Source organism: Rhizobium sp. SL86 (assembly GCF_026672545.1).
Classification (GTDB): domain Bacteria; phylum Pseudomonadota; class Alphaproteobacteria; order Rhizobiales; family Rhizobiaceae; genus Neorhizobium.
This window is the reverse complement of the sequence record NZ_JAPPRJ010000001.1, coordinates 981,348-999,700: the sequence shown is the minus strand read 5'-3', so window position 1 is coordinate 999,700 and position 18,353 is coordinate 981,348. Positions and strand designations below refer to the sequence as shown.

Below are 18,353 nucleotides of genomic sequence, written 5' to 3'. Positions count from 1 at the left end.
AATCAGGAAGGGTGTTCGCCATGCGGTGGAAACGCACGATGCAGTTGCTGGATGTCCATGCGGAGGGAGAGATCGGCAAGGTCGCAATCGGCGGCGTGCCGAAAATCCCCGGCGCCACGACGGCGGAAAAGCTCGCCTGGCTGAACAGCGATCCGAAGGGGCAGGAACTGCGCCGGTTTCTTTGTCTTGAGCCGCGCGGAAACCCGATCGGCTCCGTCAACCTGCTTCTGCCGGCCACGCATCCGGAGGCCGACGCCGCCTTCGTTATCCTGCAGCCGGATCAGGCGCATGCGAGTTCCGGCTCGAACTCGATCTGCGTCACCACCGCACTTCTCGAGGTGGGGATCGTCGAGATGCAGGAGCCGGAAACGATCGTGACGCTGGAAACGGCGGCGGGTCTGGTGAGGGCAAAAGCGACCTGCCGTGACGGGCGCTGCGAACGGGTGGAACTGACCATGGTTCCCTCCTTCGTGCATCAGCTGGACGTCAAGCTGGAAACGCGCTGGGGAGAGATTAGCCTGGATCTCGCCTATGGCGGGGTCTTTTACGCGCTCGTTGATGTCGAACAGATCGGTCTCACCATCGAAAAACACAATGCGGCGGCGCTGGTTGCCGCCGGCATGGAGCTGAAGGCGGCGATCAACGCGGCTTTTCCGGTCGTCCATCCGGAAATCCCGGAAGTGTCAGGTGTGGCTTACGTTATGTTCCGCAGTGTCGATCCGGACGGGGCGGTGCGCACCTGCACCACGATGTGGCCCGGACGTGCCGACCGCTCTCCCTGCGGCACGGGCAATTCCGCCAATCTCGCGACGCTCTATGCCCGCGGCAAGGTGGCGAAGGGCGATGTCTTCACCTCGCGCTCCATCATCGGTTCGGAATTCCGGGTGGGGCTGAAGGATATCACCACGGTCGGTAACCTTCCGGCCGTCGTGCCGACGATCAGTGGCCGCGGCTTTACCTTCGGCCAGCAGACGGTGGCGCTCGATCCCTTCGATCCGCTGGCAGGCGGTTTTGCCATGACGGATGTGTGGGGTCCGTCGGCAGGCGACATTCCCGGCTGATCAGATATCTTTGAGCGTGGTCGGCGTTTCGATCTCGTTCGGCGCAAGTACCAGCATGTGAAAACCCTGCGGCAGCGAGGAGACTTCCGGCGCCTGTTCCGGCAGGCGAACGCCGGCCTGCTGCAGCTGCTGCAGCTTGCTGGCGCCGAATTCATCACCCAGAGCTGCGGCCTGGGCATAGAGTTCGGCGGCGGCCTCGCGGTTGGCGCGGATGCCTTCACCGGCCTCGTACATCAGACCGAGGTTGATCATTGCATCCTTGTTGCCGCCCTTGGCCGCAACATCATACCAGGCGATCGCCATCTGATTGTCTTCGGTCACCTGATTGCCTTCGTCGTAGATCACGCCGATGTTGAAGGCGGCGGTCATGTCGCCACGGGCGGCGGCCTCTTCGAACCAGCGAATGGCCTCATTCGCATCCGGCACCGTGCCGATCCCGTCGCGATAGGAGACGCCGAGATTGTAGGCGGCCAGCATGTTGCCGGCTTCCGCGGCCTCCTTGTACATCCGGAACTCCGCCTCGCTGTCGCCGATCCGACCAAGCAGCATGCCGAGATTGACCTTGGCGGCGGCATAATCCGCCTTCACGGCGGTCTCCATAAGCGGTCATGGCCTGTTCGGCCTGTTCCGCCTTGTTGAGGGCACGGCCCAGCTGGAAGGCGTAACGGGGATTTCCGGTGGATTCATAGGCGATCCGGCAGGCGGTTGCGGCGGTCGCATCGACTTCGCCAATGCCGACCGGCGCATAGGCCGGGTTGCGGTTGAGGTCGAACGGGCTGCCGGCCATCCGGTCGCACTGGTCCTGCATCTGCGCCGCAAGAATGGCGGTCGATGGCTCGCGGGCTTTTGGCGCCGCGGTGAAGGCTCCCAGCGCAAAAACAGTGCCGGCGCATAAAACGGCAAAAGTAGTCACTCGCGAAGAACGGGTGTTCATTCTTCATCTCCAGCATCTGATCTTTAGATTTGTTTAACGAACGCGGCAGAACGCAGTCGGTTCCTCTTGGGGGTATCCATCACGCTTTGCTGATCTCTCCCGGCTCTCCCGGCTCTCCCGGCTCTCGCGGCATTTCGCCGGCCATGGCAAAAATCGCCAAACATCGGTTGTCGCTGTTCCGGTCCCGGTGCTATTCGGGGGACCTCTTTTTCTTTGCACGGAACAGCAGCCCATGAAGACCTTGAGCATTCGCCGCCCGGATGACTGGCACCTCCACCTGCGCGACGGTGGCGTGCTGGCCGGTGTGATCGGCGATACGAGCCGCCATTTCGGCCGCGCCATCATCATGCCGAACCTGGTGCCGCCGGTGGTGACGACCGAGGATGCAAAGGCCTATCGCGAGCGCATTTTGGCGGCGGTGCCGGCAGGCGACCGCTTCGAACCGTTGATGACGCTGTACCTGACCGAGCACACGAATGCGGACGATGTGGAAGAGGGCAAGAAAAGCGGCCTCATCACCGCCGTCAAACTCTATCCGGCCGGCGCCACGACGAATTCGCATGGCGGCGTGCGCGATCTCGACAAGGTGATGCCGGTGCTGGAGCGCATGGCGAAGATCGGCCTGACGCTCTGCGTGCACGGCGAGGTCACGACGCCGGAGGTCGATATCTTCGACCGCGAGGCCGTGTTCATTGAGGAGAAGCTCGAGGTTATCCGCCGCCGTCTGCCGGAGCTGAAGGTGACGATGGAACACGTCACGACCAAGGAAGGTGTCGATTACATCCTTGCCGCAGATCGCAATCTCGCGGGTTCGATCACCACCCACCATCTGATCATCAACCGCAATGATATCCTCGTCGGCGGCATCCGGCCGCATTACTACTGCCTGCCGGTCGCCAAACGCGAACATCATCGCCAGGCGCTGCGCAAGGCGGCGACCTCCGGCGATGCGCGTTTCTTCCTCGGCACCGATTCCGCCCCGCATGTGGATCCGCTGAAGGAGTGCGCCTGCGGTTGCGCCGGGATCTACACCTCGATCAACACGATGAGCTGCCTGGCGCATGTCTTCGAAGAGGAAAACGCCCTCGACCGGCTGGAAGCCTTCACCTCGCTCAATGGTCCCGCCTGGTACGGGCTGCCTGCCAACGAGGATGTGATCACGCTGGAAAAGCGAGAGGAAGCAGTCGTCTACCCGTCGAAGATCGATACCGAGGCCGGCCTGATCACCGTCTTCGACCCGAAATTCCCGCTGCATTGGGCGGTACGCTGACGGCGTATCGTTCCCATTCTCGGAAATATGATAACCAATCCGTTAGAGTTTGGCCGCTAGCCTGCGCTGTACGGGCACGCTGTTCGCGTCCAATGGGTGGGCATGATGCTGGACTACAGGACACTTCTCGTATCGTTGGGGGTCTCGGCGTTCTGCCTGCTCCTGACGCTTCTGGGCACCTGGATGGCGCGCCGTCGTGACGGTTTTCTGCTGACCTGGGTCTGTGGGCTCGGCTTCATCATTCCCGGCATCTTTTCCTACACCTACTATACGCAATATCCGTTCCTCGCGATCGGTGTGGTGTGCACATCGCTGATGCTGATCGGTTTTGCCGTGATCTATGCGGCGGCGGTCCAGTTCTGCCGCAATCGCGCGCCGTTGAAGACCGCCAGCCAATGGTCCCTGATGTCGATTGCCACGACCGCCACGCCTATGGCGGTGGGATATGATGCCGTTGCCTTCATCAGTCTCAATGTCTGGGCCGCAAGCCTTCTCTTCGCGACGGCCTTCGAATACTGGCGGGGACGGCGGGAAGCAGTCGGCCCGCTCACGGGCATGGCGGCGCTCTATGCGCTGACTGGCGTTTCCTTCATTCTTTGCGCCATCGTTCTTGCCAGCGAGGGGCAGTGGATCCTCGGCCACGCGCCCGACAACTGGGCCGAAAACCTCAACATCGCCATGAGCATTGCCGGCATGACCGGTGTCGGCGCCATGTCGCTGATGGTGCAGCAGGCGCGCATTACCGAACATCACCGCCGGGAATCGCTCACCGATCCGCTGACCGGCCTGCACAATCGCCGCGCGCTGTTCGAACTGCACGAGCGGCAGATGTTCACCCATGAAATGGCGGTCATCGTGTTCGATATCGACCGGTTCAAGTCGATCAACGATCAGTATGGACACGCCACGGGAGATGCGGTCATCCGTGCGCTGGCACAGGATCTGAAATCCGCCGTCGGTCTCAACACGACCGCGCGTCTGGGCGGCGAGGAGTTTGCCGCGGTGGTTCGTACGGCCGCCCCCGGTTATGCCGAATGGCTTGCGGAGCGGATCCGCCGCAGTTTTGCCGATCGCGAACTGTGTGTCGATGGGGTCACCGTCAAGGCGACCGTGAGCGCCGGCATTGCCTATGGACTGCCGGAGGGGCAGGACTTCGAAACCATACTGAGCGCCGCTGACGGGGCGCTCTACAATGCCAAGCGCAATGGCCGCAACCGTGTCGAGATCGCCCCGATTGCGGCCGGTAAGCAACTGGACGGTGAACGCACCAGCGCCTGATCAACGGCTCTGGTTTCCGGGCGCCGATGCTGCTATTGCCGCGCGAGGCAGAAGACGGAGAGCAGCATGATCCAGATGATTTATCCCGACCGCGCGCTGATGGCCGAACTCATGGCAAAGATGCTGTGGGAAATCGGCGCTGTCCATTTCAGGCCGCAGGAGCCCTACAAGCTGGCCTCCGGTATGGCGAGCCCGGTCTATATTGATTGCCGCAAGCTTCTCTCCTATCCGCGTATCCGTTCGGCGATCATGGATTTCGCCGCCTCGACCGTCACCCGCGGTGCCGGTTTCGAAGCCTTTGATTGCATCGCCGGCGGCGAGACGGCCGGCATTCCCTTCGCGGCGCTTTTGGCCGATCGCCTTGGTCTGCCGATGATCTATGTGCGCAAGAAGCCGAAGGGCCATGGCCGCGCCGCCCAGATCGAGGGCCATATGCCGGAAGGTGCGCGCGTCCTGGTGATCGAGGATCTGACCACCGTCGGCGGCAGCATGTTCACCTTCATCGATGCCATCCGTGCGGCCGGCGGCGTCGTCGATCATGCCATCGCGCTCTTTTATTATGGTTTCTTCCCGGAAGCCGAAGCACGCTTTGCCAATGGCAAGGTGACGCTGCACCACATCGCCACCTGGCGTGAGGTGCTGGCCGTCGCCCGCGCGCAGAAACTGTTCGATGATGCAACGCTTGCCGAAGTCGAAAGCTTCCTTGATGCGCCGCTCGCCTGGTCGGCCCGCAATGGTGGCGCCAGCGAACTGCCGGTTGCCTGAGGACAAGATTGTGCGTCGGCGCGCGTGGGCATCTGGTGTTTTGCGCGCACCTGATCTAATCGATTGAAGAACAGCGACTGCCTGAGGAGAACACAGATGATCTTGTGCTGCGGCGAAGCCCTGATTGACATGTTGCCGCGCGAAACCACCCGCGGCGAAAACGGCTTTGCGCCTTATGCCGGCGGGGCCATCTTCAACACGGCGATCGCGCTTGGCCGCCTCGGCCAGCCGACCGGTTTCTTCACCGGCCTCTCCGACGACATGATGGGCGACATCCTGCGCGAGACCCTGAAGCAGAGCCATGTCGACTACCGTTTCTGCGCCACCTCCTCGCGGCCCACGACGATCGCTTTCGTCAAGCTGGTCAACGGCCAGGCAACCTATGCCTTCTACGACGAAGGCACGGCCGGCCGCATGATCTCGCGCGAGGACCTGCCGGAGTTGGGGCCGGAAATCGAGGCCATGCATTTCGGTGCGATCAGCCTGATCCCGGAACCCTGCGGCGAGACCTACGAGACGCTGATGGCGCGGGAATACCAGACCCGCGTCATTTCGTTTGACCCGAACATCCGCCCCGGTTTCATCAAGGATCGCCAGAAGCACCATGGCCGCGTGGCGCGCATGGCCGCCATGTCCGACATCATCAAGTTCTCCGACGAGGACCTTGAGTGGTTCGGCATGGACGGCGACCACGATACGCTGGCCAAATACTGGCTGGGGCAGGGCGCCAAGCTGGTGGTGATCACCCGCGGTGCCGAGGGCGCGATCGGTTACACCAACGGGTTCAAGGTCGTCGTGCCGAGCGAACGGGTCGAGGTCGTCGATACGGTCGGCGCCGGTGATACCTTCGATGCCGGCATCCTGGCGTCGTTGAAGCGCCAGAACCTGCTGACCAAGGCAAAGGTCGCAAGCCTGTCCGAACAGGCGGTCAAGGATGCGCTGGCGCTCGGTGCCAAGGCCGCCGCCGTCACCGTGTCGCGCGCCGGCGCCAATCCGCCGTTTGCGCACGAGATCGGCCTCTGAGATAACAAGCGGTAGGGGAGGTGGTCTCGCCTTGCCTCATCCCTGCTGCGTATCGACGAACCTACCGCCCACTCGCCTCATCCCGGTCGAACTTGAAATCGGGCGGCAGACGGCCTCGAAAAGACCGCAGGCGCTCAAGAAGATCTTGCGGAGTGGGCTTGCGTGCGACATCGAGCTCTCGCCAGTCGGCGGCTCGAAGTTCGACATGATCGCCTTCCTTCAGGTTCAGCGCTTCGACCACGCTGGCGGGAAGGCGCACCGCAAGGCTATTGCCCCATTTTGCGATCTGCATGGCACTCTCCGACGATATACGTAGGGGAAAAGGTATATCATGCCTGCCTCTCGATGAAGCATCGGCCGTGTTTCGCAGACCGGCATTCTCGTTTCGCTGGATTGCCAAGGATTACATCATCCCGGGGCGGTGTCCGCTCCGGCATTTTTGTGTTTGCCTGTCCGTCTCTGCAATAAATTTCCTCTCAGCGCTCCTTTGATGGAATGGCTGTTGTTGATAATTCGGGCATCAAGTCCATAATTTCAGCAATCTCCTGAGAGCCCGACCCCAGGCCGCCCTCTCGCTTCTCCTAAGGACACATCATTATGTCTTCCGCTCCCGCCAGGGCTGAAAAGCCCATTTTTGCTTCGTTCGGTTTTCAGGTTCTGGCTGCCATGTTGATCGGCCTCGTGCTCGGTTACGTCGCCCGCCAGATCGGGCCGACCGGTGCAGGACCGAACTGGCTCGTCCAGACACTGTCGACCGTCGGCTCGATCTTCGTGCAGTTGCTGCGCGCGCTGGTGCCGCTTTTGATCTTCACGGCCATCGTCGCCAGCATCGCCAATCTGCGTGAACTCAACAATGCCGCCCGCCTCGTCTGGCAGACGCTGCTCTGGTTTGCGATCACGGCGCTGATTGCGGTGTCGATCGGCATCACGCTCGGCCTTCTCATCCAGCCGGGCCTCAACACCGGCCTTGCCGAGACGGCAGCCGCAGCCCCGTCCAGCACCGGCTCCTGGCTCGATTTCCTCAAGGGTCTGATCCCCGTCAACCTGCTCGGCCTGCAGGCCTCGACCAAGGTGACGGCAACCGGCGCAACCACCGCCCTGAACTTCAACGTGTTGCAGATCCTGGTGGTCTCAATTGCGGTCGGCATTGCCGCGCTGCAGGTGGGCGAGAAGGCGGAACCCTTCTTGAACTTCAACCGCTCGCTGCTGGCCATCACCCGCAAGATCCTCTGGTGGGTCATCCGCCTGACGCCGATTGGCACCATCGGTCTGCTCGGCAATGCGGTTGCCGTCTACGGCTGGGAAGCACTCGCCTCGCTCGGCTGGTTCTCCGGCGCGATCTATATCGGTCTCGCAATCGTGCTCTTCGTCGTCTACCCGCTGCTGCTTCTGGCGAATGGCCTGAACCCGGCCCGCTTCTTCTCGTCGGCCTGGCCGGCGATTCAGCTCGCCTTCGTCTCGCGCTCCTCGATCGGTACGCTGCCGGTGACCGAGCAGGTGACGGAGCGTAATCTCGGCGTTCCGCGCGAATATGCAGCCTTCGCCGTGCCGCTCGGTGCCACCACGAAGATGGATGGCTGCGCTGCCATCTATCCGGCGATCTCGGCCATCTTCGTCGCGCAGTTCTACGGCGTGCCGCTCGGCATCCAGGAATATTTCCTGATCGTCTTTGTATCGGTCATCGGTTCGGCGGCAACGGCGGGTCTCACGGGTGCCACGGTGATGCTGACCCTGACGCTCTCGACGCTCGGTCTGCCGCTGCAGGGTGTTGGTCTGCTGCTGGCGGTCGATCCCATCCTCGACATGGGCCGTACCGCCGTCAACGTTGCCGGCCAGGCCCTGGTCCCGACGCTGGTTGCCAAACGTCAGGGCATCCTCGACCAGGTCGCCTATGACCGTCAGGAAGGCATCGATGCGCTCGATCCGGTGGCGACGCCGGCTGAATAAGGGCGGGCTGCCGATCTCATGCGGCCCCGCAGCCTCTTCCAGCGCGGGGTCGTTCCGGTTGGATGGCGATGGTCAGATCACGCCGCCATTGGCGTGGATGGTCTGGCCATTGACCCAGGCGCCCTCGGGGCCCGCGAGAAAGGCCACGACGGCGGCAATTTCGTCCGTTGTGCCGATCCGCTCCAGCGGCGCCAGCTTTGCAAAGGCCTCGATCGCCTCGGGGCTTTTGTCGAGGAGAAACAGGTCGGTGGCGGTTGCGCCGGGCGCCACGGCATTGACCGTGATGTTGCGCCCGCGCAACTCCTTGGCCAGCACCGAGGTCATGGTCTCGACGGCGGATTTGCCGGCCGCGTAGATGCTGTAGTTCGGTGACCGCATGGCCGCGACCGAACTGGAAATGTTGATGATGCGCCCGCCGGTGCGCAACCGCCGCGCCGCTTCCCGCATGCCCCGGAACGTGCCGGTCAGATTGACCGCGATCTGCCGGTCGAATTCCGCATCGGTGATGTCGATCATCGGCTTGCGGATCATGATGCCGGCATTGTTGACAAGAACATCGACGCCGCCGAACCGCTCTTCGGCACGGTCGAACATCCGCGCAAAGGCGCCCTCAGCTGCGATATCCGCCTGGAGAGAGAACCTCGCTGCCTGTCTCCTCAATGCGCCCGCGGGTTTCCGCGCAGTCTTCGATGTCGCACGCAATGACGGCAAAGCCCGCCTGTGCCAGCCGCAGCGCAATGGCTGCGCCGATACCCTTGGCTGCCCCCGTGACCAGTGCCACTGATTGTCCGCTCATGTCGCCCATTGCTCCTGTCAAAACCAGAACGCCCGTGCAGGGGGCACGGGCGCGCTTTTGTTGGTCCCGTGTTGGCAGTCCGCTCAGGCCGAGGCGCGCAGCGCCTTGACCAGACCCGCCGTCGACACGTCCTGGCCGTCAGTGCCGACCTTGCCTTCGACCACCGGCAACAGGCCGGTTGCCAGTTCCTTGCCAAGCTCCACGCCCCACTGGTCGAAGGAGTTGATGCGGAACAGCACGCCTTCGACGAAGACGCGATGCTCGTAGAGCGCGATCAGGCGGCCGAGCGCAAACGGCGTCAGCTGGTCATAGACGAAGGTGATCGACGGGCGGTTGCCGGTGAACACGCGGTGCGGCGCGATGTGATCCGCCTTCGCCTCATCCATGCCGGCCTTCAGAAGCTGTGCTTTCGCTTCGGCCAGCGTGCGGCCCTTCATCAGAGCTGCGGACTGGGCCAGGCAATTGGCGATCAGAAGCTCGTGCTGGTGGCGAAGTTCTGGCTCAAATCCCTTGGCGGCGATCATGAACTCCGCCGGGATCACACTCGTGCCCTGGTGGATCAGCTGGTAGAAGGCGTGCTGGCCGTTGGTGCCGGGTTCGCCCCAGACGACGGGGCCGGAATTGCCCTCGACGGGCGTGCCGTCGATCGTCACACCCTTGCCGTTCGATTCCATGTCGAGCTGCTGCAGATAGGCAGGGAAACGCGACAGACGTTGATCATAGGGCAGGATCGCGCGCGACGGATAACCCAAGACGTTGCGATGGTAATAACCGATCAGGCCGAGCAGGGCTGGCAGGTTTTCGCGCAGCGGAGCGGTGCGGAAATGCGTGTCCATGGCATGCGCGCCATCCAGGAACTTGCCGAAGTTCTCCGGCCCGATCGCCAGCATCAGCGGCAGGCCGATCGCCGACCAGATGGAATAACGGCCGCCGACCCAGTCCCAGAAGCCAAAGATCCGGTCGCTCTCGATGCCGAAGGCGGCAACCTTGTCGAGGGCGGTGGAGACGGCGGCGAAATGATGCTTGACGGCATCTTCACCGAGCTTGCCGGCGATGAAGGTGCGGGCGGTTGCCGCATTCGTCATCGTCTCGATGGTGGTGAAGGTTTTCGAGGCAATGATGAAAAGCGTCGTTTCGGGGTTCAGCAGCTTCAGCGTATCGGCAATATGGGCGCCGTCGACATTCGAGACGAAATGCGCGCGCGGACCGTCATGGAAAGGCGCCAGCGCCAGCGTCGCCATCACCGGGCCGAGGTCCGAGCCGCCGATGCCGATATTCACGACATCGGTGATCGGCTTGTCCGTGGCGCCCTTCAGCGCGCCGGAGCGGATCTTCTCGGCAAACGCCCCCATGGCGGCAAGCACCGCGTTGACATCCGGCATCACATCCTTGCCGTCAACCAGCACCGGTGCATTGGAACGGTTGCGCAGCGCGGTGTGCAGCACGGCGCGGTTTTCGGTAAAATTGATCGCCTCGCCGGAGAACATTGCCTCGCGCTTGTCCGCCACGCCGCCTTCGGCAAACAGCCTTTCAAGCAGTGCCATGATCTCGCCGTTCACGGCGCATTTGGAGTAGTCCATCAACAGGTCGTCGAACCGCGCGCTGAACGTGTCGAAGCGGGCAGGATCGGCGGCAAAGGCTGCGCGGATATCGGTGGCGCGGGTTGCAGCAGCGGTGGATTTCAGCTGTTCGACGATCGCCTGCATGGCACTCCTCAAGGGTCATCTGTGGATGACAGGGAACCTATTCGCTTTCCATGTCAAATCAAGCACACAGAGTGTGAGGATCGTCGCTCACTGTCCAAGCGTGGTCTGGATCGTGCCGCCCAGCGTCTGGCCAAAACGCCCCACCTGCTCATTATAACTGCGCCGCGTGTTCGGATCGATGATGGCGATCGGAGCGCTGACCGCAACGCTTGCGGCGCTGCCGACGGTCTGTGCGGTACCGATGGCAATCGCGCCCAGACCCTCACCGAGCCCAACCGTGGAATCGGTCACCGCCTGTCCGGCAATCAGGCGGTTGCCGAGCAGTTTGACCACCTCCGGGCTTTCGGCGAACTTTCCGTGGTTCAGCGGATCACCACCGCGCAGTGCGGTCAGGTCCAGCACCGTGATGCCGGCTTTTTCCAGCTCCGAACGGTATGGCTCCTGCGTCGGATCGATCTGGCCAAGGCGATCGACATTACCGGAAATCCGCTTGGAGAGCTGCAGCGCCCTGTCGTCGCGCGAGACGAACAGCGTCATGCTCGGTTTGTGCTCGCCGATCTCCTCCAGCTGCTGGCCAAAGACATCGACATCGAGATCGGGTGAAGCCAGAATGACATTCTTGATCTTGGGCGCAACGCGACCATCACGGATCGCCATCTGCCGCAGCGCTTCCATCGTCAGCCACGATCCCATCGAATGGGCCATGATCGTCACTTCCGCAATGCTCGGGTCCTGGCTTGCCTGCCGCAGCATGGTTTCGAGCGCATTGCGCGAATAGTTGGTGCTTTCCTTGTCGTAGTTGTAGGCAAAAATGCTGCCGCGCGATGGCCAGGTGAACAGGACGGGTGCAACATCAGCCCCGCTGTCATGCACGATCTGCGCAAAACGATAGACGGCATCTTCGTACTGGTTGTTGAAGCCGTGCACGAAGATCAGCACGCGGCGGCTTTTCGGCAGGTGCGACTTCACCCAGGCCGGCGCCGCTGCGAGTGGGAGCGGATTGACGGCAACCGTTGCAAATTCCTTGGCAGGATCGGGCGGCAACCGGCGCGGCCACTGCACCTGGCCGATCTCACGGTTCTTGTCAGGCGGGATGGAGACCTTGATTTCCGTCACCTCCGGTTCCTGGCCACGCTCGCCGGAAAACAGGAAACCGGGTTTGTCAGACGGCTTCCGCGTCGTGCCGACCAGGATGTCGACCGTCGAGGCACCGGCCACCTCGACCTTGGTCGGGATCAGCACGCCCTCCGCGCGGCTCGCGCAGCCGGAAAGCAGGGCGATCAGCGCGAACAGGCTGACCAGTCGGGTGGCGGCAGGTGGAAAAGCTCTCAACGCGAACACATCCTGGCTGAGCGGCCGCCCCTCACGGGCGGCCTGGCACGTCGGTCCACCTTTAGCGGCACAGCCCGCGGACGTCCATCCCGCAGTGGTCACTCTTCGTGACGATATTGAGAATACGTCACTTCGGTCGCAATTCCCGTCGCAGGATCTTGCCCACCGGCGTCTTGGGCAATTCGCTGCGGAATTCGATAAAGCGCGGGCGTTTGTAGTTCGTGAGGTTTTCGGCGCAATGCGCTTTCAGTTCGGCTTCCGTCAGGTTCGGGTCTTTCTTGACCACGAAGAGCTTCACCGCTTCGCCGGAATTGGTATCCGGCACGCCGACGGCGGCGCATTCCAGCACGCCCGGATGCATGGCCGCAACCTCTTCCACCTCGTTCGGATAGACGTTGAAGCCGGAGACCAGGATCATGTCCTTCTTGCGGTCGACGATCTTGATGTAGCCGCGTTCGTCCATGTAGCCCATGTCGCCGGAGCGGAAATAACCGTCCTCCGTCATCGCCTTTGCGGTCTCGTCCGGGCGCTTCCAGTAGCCGGTCATCACCTGGGGGCCGCGGATGCAGATCTCGCCCACTTCGCCATAGAGCAACGCATTGCCGTCTTCGTCGCGAATGCTGACATCGGTCGAAGACACCGGAAGCCCGATCGTGCCGGAAAATTCCGGGATATCGATGCGGTTGGCGGTGGCGACCGGAGAGGTTTCCGACAGGCCATAACCCTCGGTGATCGGGCAGCCGGTCATCTTGTACCAGCGTTCGGCCACCGGTCGCTGGACGGCCATGCCGCCGCCGAAGACCATCAGCATCGAGGAATGGTCAAGCTTCTGGAACTCGGCATTGTTCATCAGCGCGTTGAACAGCGTGTTGAGGCCTGGGAAGATGTGGATCTTGTGTTGCGACATGTCCTTGATAAGCGAGGGCAGGTCGCGCGGATTGGCGATCAGCACATTGTGGGCGCCGATCGCGATCCCCATCAGCGAATTCACCGTCAGCGCAAAGATATGGTACAGCGGCAGCGCGCAGAGAAAAACGAGCTGTTCCGGGCGGTCGCGCTTCAGGAAAGCGCTTTCCAGCCAGACGGCCATCTGTTCCTTGTTGGACAAAAGGTTGCGGTGCGTCAGCATCGCCCCCTTCGAAACGCCGGTCGTGCCACCCGTATATTGCAGGAAGGCGATGTCATCGAGCCCGATATCGACCGGCTTCAGGGCCTTTCCGCCGCCCGCCGCGAGCACGCTCTTGAAGGTGAGTGCCGTGGGGATCGACCAGGCGGGCACGAGCTTCTTGACCCGGCGCACGACGAAATTGACGATATGCCCCTTCAGCCCCAGCATGTCGCCCATGGTGGCGACGATCACGTGTTTGATCTCCGTGCGTGGCAGAACCTGCTGGACGGTGTGCGCAAAGTTTTCAAGCACGAAGATCGCCCGGGCACCGGAATCGTTCAGCTGGTGCTCCAGTTCGCGTGGCGTATAAAGCGGATTGACATTAACGACCACGAAGCCGGATCTGAGGATGCCGTAAACCACCACCGGGTTCTGCAGGATGTTGGGCATCATCACCGCAACCCGGTCGCCGCGGTTAAGCCCCTGCGCCTGCAGCCACACGCCGATACGACGGCTGGTTTCTTCCAGTTCCTGGAAGGAGAGGGTCTTGCCCATGCTGGAAAAGGCGGTGCGATCGCCATAACGGCTGCAGCTTTCCTCGAACAACTGCCCGATCGACCGGTGCGCCAGAGGCGGCAGCTCCGCCGGCACAGCGGGCGGATAGGAACTCAGCCAAATCTTCTTGGCCGCCGGATGCATATTGGCATGGGAAACATCGTTCATTGCGGCAGCTCCTCCTGTTTATCCTTACGCGAGAGGCCTCCACTCCGCGCGCGCAAGGTTTTTTGTGTAGCGGCAGTATACACCGATTTCTCCATCACGCTAAATAACTTTGACGTAAGCGTCAATTGGCTGTCGCGGTCCCGATGGCGAAAATTCGGAACCGCCGGGGAGGGGCGCGGGTTGTCAGACCGATACAGTCTGAACAAGGAGGTACGTTCATGCATCATGAACCGAAAGCGGGCCAGGACCCCTACGTCAAGGACAACTATGCGCTGATTGCCAGCGACAAGGTGGAGGGAACCAGCGTCTACGGTGCCGATGGAAACCGTATCGGCAGCATCCAGCGCGTGCTTCTCGAAAAGCGGGGCGGCAAGGTCGCTTACGCGGTTCTGAGCTTTGGCGGCTTTCTCGGGATCGGCGATGATTATTACCCGCTGCCCTGGGAAAAGCTGACCTATGACGAAGAGATGGATGGGTATCGGATCGACCTGACAAAAGAGCAGATCACCGGCGCCCCGCGTTACGAGAACCTTGAGGATGACAGCTGGCATCGCGACAAGGACCGCACGATCTACGACTATTACGGCGTCCCGCCCTACTGGATGTAAAAGCGGGAGCATCGATGCCGGCCCGATCCGCAAGGGCGGCGTCGACGTGGTTAATGCAATCTTAAATCCATCGTGACATCGTCGCGCGCCAGAGAGAACAACAGGGCGCGCGATGACGGATGGCTCGGGAGACGTGGCGGCATATGTCCGCCCTCTGGAGCCGCAGGATATTCCTGCGGTCGGTCGCCTTTTTGTGAAGGCCTTCCGCAAGCGCGGCGCGGCGACCGAGCCCAGCCTGCCGCTCATCGAACACTTGAGGCAGGTCTACGTTGCAAATCCCTGGCATGATCCCGAAATCCCCTCCCGTGTCTTTGTGGATGACAAAGGCGACATCCGCGGTTTCGTCGGTGTCAACGTTCAACGGATGACGTTCGAGGGGCGATCGGTGCGCGCCGCATTTGCCGGCTCGCTCACGGTCGACGAGCCGGACCGGCATCCGCTGGCCGGTGCGCGGTTGATCCGCAGTTTCCTTTCCGGTCCGCAGGACATCTCGATCACGGAAACGGCGAATATGAAGGCTCTGCGCATGTGGCAGAAGCTCGGCATTCCGCCTGATACCCAATACAGCCTGAACTGGATCCGCCTGCTGCGGCCCGCAACGGCCACGGTCGGTGCGCTGAAACACCGTCACGGCGCGGCACAGCTTCTGTTTCCGCTGGCCCGTCTGGCAGATACGGCCTTCGCCCGCATCATGTCGGATCCGTTTCGGCCGCGGCTGGAAGAAGGGCCGCGGCGCCTGACATTTGCGGAGACCGACCGCGCCGCCTTCGACAAGGCGGCGCTCGATCTCGCTAGGCTCTACCCCCTCAGACCGGCCTGGGATGAAACTTCTATCGACTGGTTTTCGTCGCACGCCGCCATCAAGCGCAATTTCGGCGAGCCCTGTTACCGCCTGGCCCATGGCCGCGATGGCAAGCCGGTCGCGGCCTATGCCTATTTCCGTCGCCCGAACGATTTCGCCTGGCTGCTGCAATCCCTCGTCAAGCCGGACCAGGCCGGTGATCTGATCGACGACATGCTGGCGGATGCGCATCGGCACGGCTGCGCGGCCGTGCGCGGTGCGGCCCAGCCCTGGCTGAACAATGCCCTGATCTGCCGCCGCACGTTGTTTCTCACCCGTACCTTTTATCTGGTGCATGCAAAAGAGAAGGCACTGCTTGCGCCGTTCCGCGATGGCATGGCGCTGGCGAGCGGTCTCGCCGGCGAAAGCTGGATGCGCCTGATCGGCGACCATTTTGAGGATTGATCAACCCGCCCGGCCAAACATCGTGACAGGCTCGGCGTGCAGATACTCCGCCACCTTGCGTTTTGCGGCGATGTTTTTCCACACGGCATCCACCTGGTTTGGCGTGAGCCCGGTTCCTTCCGCCACGGCTTCGCGTGCAACGCCGTGGTCAAGGCCGTAGAGGCAGAGGTCCATCAGGGGATAGGGCAGCGAGAAATAATATTCGTCCTGGCCCTGCGGCAGCGACCAGGTATCGGTCGTCGGCGGCCGACGGCGGATCTCCTCCGGCACGCCGAGTGCTTCCGCCAGCTGGTAGACCTGGCTTTTGTAAAGATGGGCGATCGGCTTGAAGTCGGCCGCACCGTCACCGTTCTTGACGAAGAAGCCCTGGTCGTATTCCAGCCGGTTCGGCGTGCCGGCCACGGCGAAGTTCAGCCGGTCCGCATGGTAATATTCGATCTGCTTGCGGGTCCGCTGCTTCATGTTGGCGGCGGCGATCATGCCGAGATAGACCTCGAGCGGCATGCGGTGACGGCTCTGTTCGCCTTGCGGATCGGCAACCACCAGCCAGGAAATATTGTAGCCGCGCCCGGCAAGTGCATCCTCCAGCACCACCTTGCAACCCCAGCCATCACCGAAGTCCGGCACCACCTGGCGGATGAACCCGTCGCGGCGCGTATAGCAGCCGGCAGCAGCAAGGCTCGGCCCGATATCCTCCAGAACGGTCTCAATGCCGATGGCGGCCGCCAGCGCCTGGCCGAGCCGCAGGCTTTCCGGATCGGAATCATGTTCCGGCATGAAGATGCCGACGGTCTTTTTCTCTCCGAGCGCGCGTGCGCAAAGCGCTGCGGTCACGCTGGAATCGATGCCGCCCGACAGGCCCAGCACGGCACCCCGTTTGCGCAGATCCTTCGCCACCGTCTCGCGAAGCCAGTGGCAGATCCGCTCGATTTCGGCGTCCGCATCCATCCGCAAGATCTCCGGTCCGAAGCTCCTGCTGCCCGCCTGTTGTGCCTGCATCATGCCACTTTTCCTTCCGTGTCTTCGGAGACCGTGTTTGCCAGGGACAGCCGGATCTTTCCGGTGCTCGTCTTCGGCAGGGCGTCGCGAAACTCGACGAGTTTCGGCACCATGAAATCTTCCAGATGTTCGGCGCAGTGCTGCCGCACCATCCGTTCGGTCAGCGTGACACCTGGTGCTGGCACCACATGCGCCTTCACCACCTGGCCGAACAGCGGATCCGCAACACCTTCGACAGCGGCTTCCAGAACGCCGGGCAGCGCATAAAGCGCGCGCTCCACCTCCTGCGGGCTCACTTTCTCGCCGCGTGTCTTGATGATGTCGTCCTGCCGCGCAACGTAATAAAGAAGTCCATCCCCGTCCTGGCGAAACAGGTCACCGGACTTCAGCCAGCGTTGTCCACCGCGCAGGACGAGGGCGCGTTGTGTGGCCGCCTCATCCCTCCAGTAGCCGGCCATCACATGCGGGCCGCACACCTGCAGTTCGCCGGTCTCGCCGGATGCCACGGGTGTGCCATCTTCGCCGATGATCTGCACCTGCGTGCCGGGCAGCGGCCGACCGACCGACAGCGGCGTGTCTGCGGCACGTTCCGGCGCAAGATAACAGGTGCGGATGCACTCCGTCTGGCCATACATCAGGAACAGCGCGGTATCCGGGAAAAGCCGCTGCAGGGCCTGCGTCACCGCAGGCGGCATGGCAGCCGCCGCACTCGTCATGTAGCGCAGATGCGGCAGGAGGCCGGGCTGCAGGTCCTGCATGGCGGTGATCAGGCCGGCCATGGCGGGAACGAGCGGAAAACCGGTCACCTGTTCCTCGGCAAGCCGCTCGAGGATCGCACGCGGAAAGGCAAAACTGCGCTCCAGCACCAGCGTGCCGCCCGCCATCATCATCGTCACCATCTGCGTGATGCCGTAACCGAAAGAGAGCGGCAGCACGCTCAGCACCACATCGCGCGTATCGTTGCCCAGATAGTCGCAGATCGTGCTGCAGGCAAAATCGAGGTTCCGGTGCGTCAGCATCACGCCCTTCGGATGCCCGGTGGAACCCGATGTATGAATCAGCAGTGCCAGATCGTCCTCGTCGAGGCTCCGCGCCGGGAGCTGCGGCAAGGCGCAGGATGGAAGCGAATGAAACGCGATGGCCCCGTCCGGTGCCGTCTCGACATCCGTCAGGATGACGGTTGGCGAGAGGCCCGCGCGTTCGCAGGCGAGGCTGACCATGCGGTTCGTTCGTGCCTGGGTGATCAGCGCCGTCGGGGCCGTGCGCGTCAGGATCTCCGCAAGCTTGTCCGCCTTGATCGAGGGGTGCAGCGGGCAGGCCATCGCTCCAAGCTGCCAGACCGCAAAGAAGGCGATGACCGCCTCTGCCGTGTTCTCCAGCACGAACACCACCCGGTCGCCGCGGCCGGTGCCGAGCGCCGAAAGCCCGGAGGCAAGCCGCGCGACCTCATCCGCCAGCGCGCGATAGGTCATGCGCCGGCTGCCGGACACCACCGCCACCGCCTCCGGCCGGATCTCGGCGTTGCGGTGAAGATAAAGCTCGATGCGCATCCCCCGA

17 protein-coding genes are annotated in these 18,353 nt (G+C 62.6%); 8 read left to right on the top strand and 9 right to left on the bottom strand.

Going from position 1 to position 18,353, the window contains the following annotated elements; all coding sequences use genetic code 11:
- The first annotated feature begins 20 nt into the window (after positions 1-20).
- Positions 21-1,061, top strand: coding sequence for a proline racemase family protein (locus tag OU993_RS05030; protein WP_268155141.1), 1,041 nt, complete (start codon positions 21-23; stop codon positions 1,059-1,061).
- Here OU993_RS05030 and OU993_RS05025 read toward each other — a convergent pair whose 3' ends face one another.
- Positions 1,062-1,649 carry a tetratricopeptide repeat protein gene (locus OU993_RS05025; protein WP_268155140.1) on the bottom strand — a complete coding sequence of 196 codons (588 nt, stop codon included), beginning with the start codon at positions 1,647-1,649 and terminating at the stop codon, positions 1,062-1,064.
- A 578-nt stretch (positions 1,650-2,227) separates the two neighbouring features.
- On the opposite strand from OU993_RS05025, the gene pyrC reads away from it, so the two are divergent.
- The 4 genes from pyrC (at position 2,228) to OU993_RS05005 (ending at position 6,331) form a co-directional block, all read left to right on the top strand.
- Positions 2,228-3,265, top strand: a complete 1,038-nt coding sequence (gene pyrC, locus OU993_RS05020) for a dihydroorotase (RefSeq protein ID WP_268155139.1) — start codon at positions 2,228-2,230, stop codon at positions 3,263-3,265.
- A 105-nt stretch (positions 3,266-3,370) separates the two neighbouring features.
- Entirely contained in the window at positions 3,371-4,543 is a 1,173-nt protein-coding gene (locus tag OU993_RS05015) for a GGDEF domain-containing protein (protein WP_442792872.1), read from the top strand.
- A 66-nt stretch (positions 4,544-4,609) separates the two neighbouring features.
- Complete coding sequence (locus OU993_RS05010; RefSeq protein WP_268155137.1) at positions 4,610-5,308, top strand: orotate phosphoribosyltransferase; 699 nt, start codon at positions 4,610-4,612, stop codon at positions 5,306-5,308.
- Between the two features lie 96 nt (positions 5,309-5,404).
- Complete coding sequence (locus tag OU993_RS05005) at positions 5,405-6,331, top strand: carbohydrate kinase family protein (protein ID WP_268155136.1); 927 nt, start codon at positions 5,405-5,407, stop codon at positions 6,329-6,331.
- Between the two features lie 61 nt (positions 6,332-6,392).
- Here OU993_RS05005 and OU993_RS05000 read toward each other — a convergent pair whose 3' ends face one another.
- Positions 6,393-6,623 (bottom strand): AbrB/MazE/SpoVT family DNA-binding domain-containing protein, encoded by a 231-nt coding sequence (locus OU993_RS05000; RefSeq protein WP_268155135.1) that lies wholly within the window; start codon positions 6,621-6,623, stop codon positions 6,393-6,395.
- Between the two features lie 305 nt (positions 6,624-6,928).
- Between OU993_RS05000 and OU993_RS04995 the strand changes: the two genes are divergently transcribed.
- A complete protein-coding gene (locus OU993_RS04995; protein ID WP_268155134.1) occupies positions 6,929-8,278 on the top strand; it encodes a dicarboxylate/amino acid:cation symporter in 1,350 nt (449 codons plus the stop codon).
- Between the two features lie 72 nt (positions 8,279-8,350).
- Here the strand turns inward: OU993_RS04995 and OU993_RS04990 are convergent, their stop codons facing one another.
- From OU993_RS04990 to OU993_RS04975, 5 genes are all read right to left on the bottom strand, one after another.
- Positions 8,351-8,938 carry an SDR family oxidoreductase gene (locus OU993_RS04990; RefSeq protein ID WP_442792871.1) on the bottom strand — a complete coding sequence of 196 codons (588 nt, stop codon included), beginning with the start codon at positions 8,936-8,938 and terminating at the stop codon, positions 8,351-8,353.
- Positions 8,889-9,074, bottom strand: a complete 186-nt coding sequence (locus OU993_RS28820) for an SDR family NAD(P)-dependent oxidoreductase (RefSeq protein ID WP_442792870.1) — start codon at positions 9,072-9,074, stop codon at positions 8,889-8,891. The genes OU993_RS04990 and OU993_RS28820 overlap by 50 nt, the downstream gene beginning before the upstream one ends.
- 83 nt (positions 9,075-9,157) lie before the next feature.
- Positions 9,158-10,780, bottom strand: a complete 1,623-nt coding sequence (gene pgi, locus OU993_RS04985; RefSeq protein WP_268155133.1) for a glucose-6-phosphate isomerase — start codon at positions 10,778-10,780, stop codon at positions 9,158-9,160.
- Between the two features lie 87 nt (positions 10,781-10,867).
- Positions 10,868-12,112 (bottom strand): alpha/beta hydrolase, encoded by a 1,245-nt coding sequence (locus OU993_RS04980; protein ID WP_268155132.1) that lies wholly within the window; start codon positions 12,110-12,112, stop codon positions 10,868-10,870.
- A 127-nt stretch (positions 12,113-12,239) separates the two neighbouring features.
- Positions 12,240-13,943, bottom strand: coding sequence for a long-chain fatty acid--CoA ligase (locus OU993_RS04975; protein WP_268155131.1), 1,704 nt, complete (start codon positions 13,941-13,943; stop codon positions 12,240-12,242).
- Positions 13,944-14,161: 218 nt separating this feature from the next.
- Here OU993_RS04975 and OU993_RS04970 point away from each other — a divergent pair, with 218 nt between their 5' ends.
- The gene (locus tag OU993_RS04970) at positions 14,162-14,551 is read left to right on the top strand and encodes a PRC-barrel domain-containing protein (protein ID WP_268155130.1); all 390 of its coding nucleotides are present in this window, start codon (positions 14,162-14,164) and stop codon (positions 14,549-14,551) included.
- A 112-nt stretch (positions 14,552-14,663) separates the two neighbouring features.
- Entirely contained in the window at positions 14,664-15,797 is a 1,134-nt protein-coding gene (locus OU993_RS04965; RefSeq protein ID WP_268155129.1) for a hypothetical protein, read from the top strand.
- On the opposite strand, the gene nadE is transcribed toward OU993_RS04965, so the two are convergent.
- The gene (gene nadE, locus OU993_RS04960; protein ID WP_442792930.1) at positions 15,798-16,796 is read right to left on the bottom strand and encodes an NAD(+) synthase; all 999 of its coding nucleotides are present in this window, start codon (positions 16,794-16,796) and stop codon (positions 15,798-15,800) included.
- Positions 16,796-18,346, bottom strand: a complete 1,551-nt coding sequence (locus tag OU993_RS04955) for a class I adenylate-forming enzyme family protein (RefSeq protein WP_268155126.1) — start codon at positions 18,344-18,346, stop codon at positions 16,796-16,798. Before OU993_RS04955 ends, nadE begins: the two co-directional genes overlap by 1 nt.
- Positions 18,347-18,353: the final 7 nt, after the last annotated feature.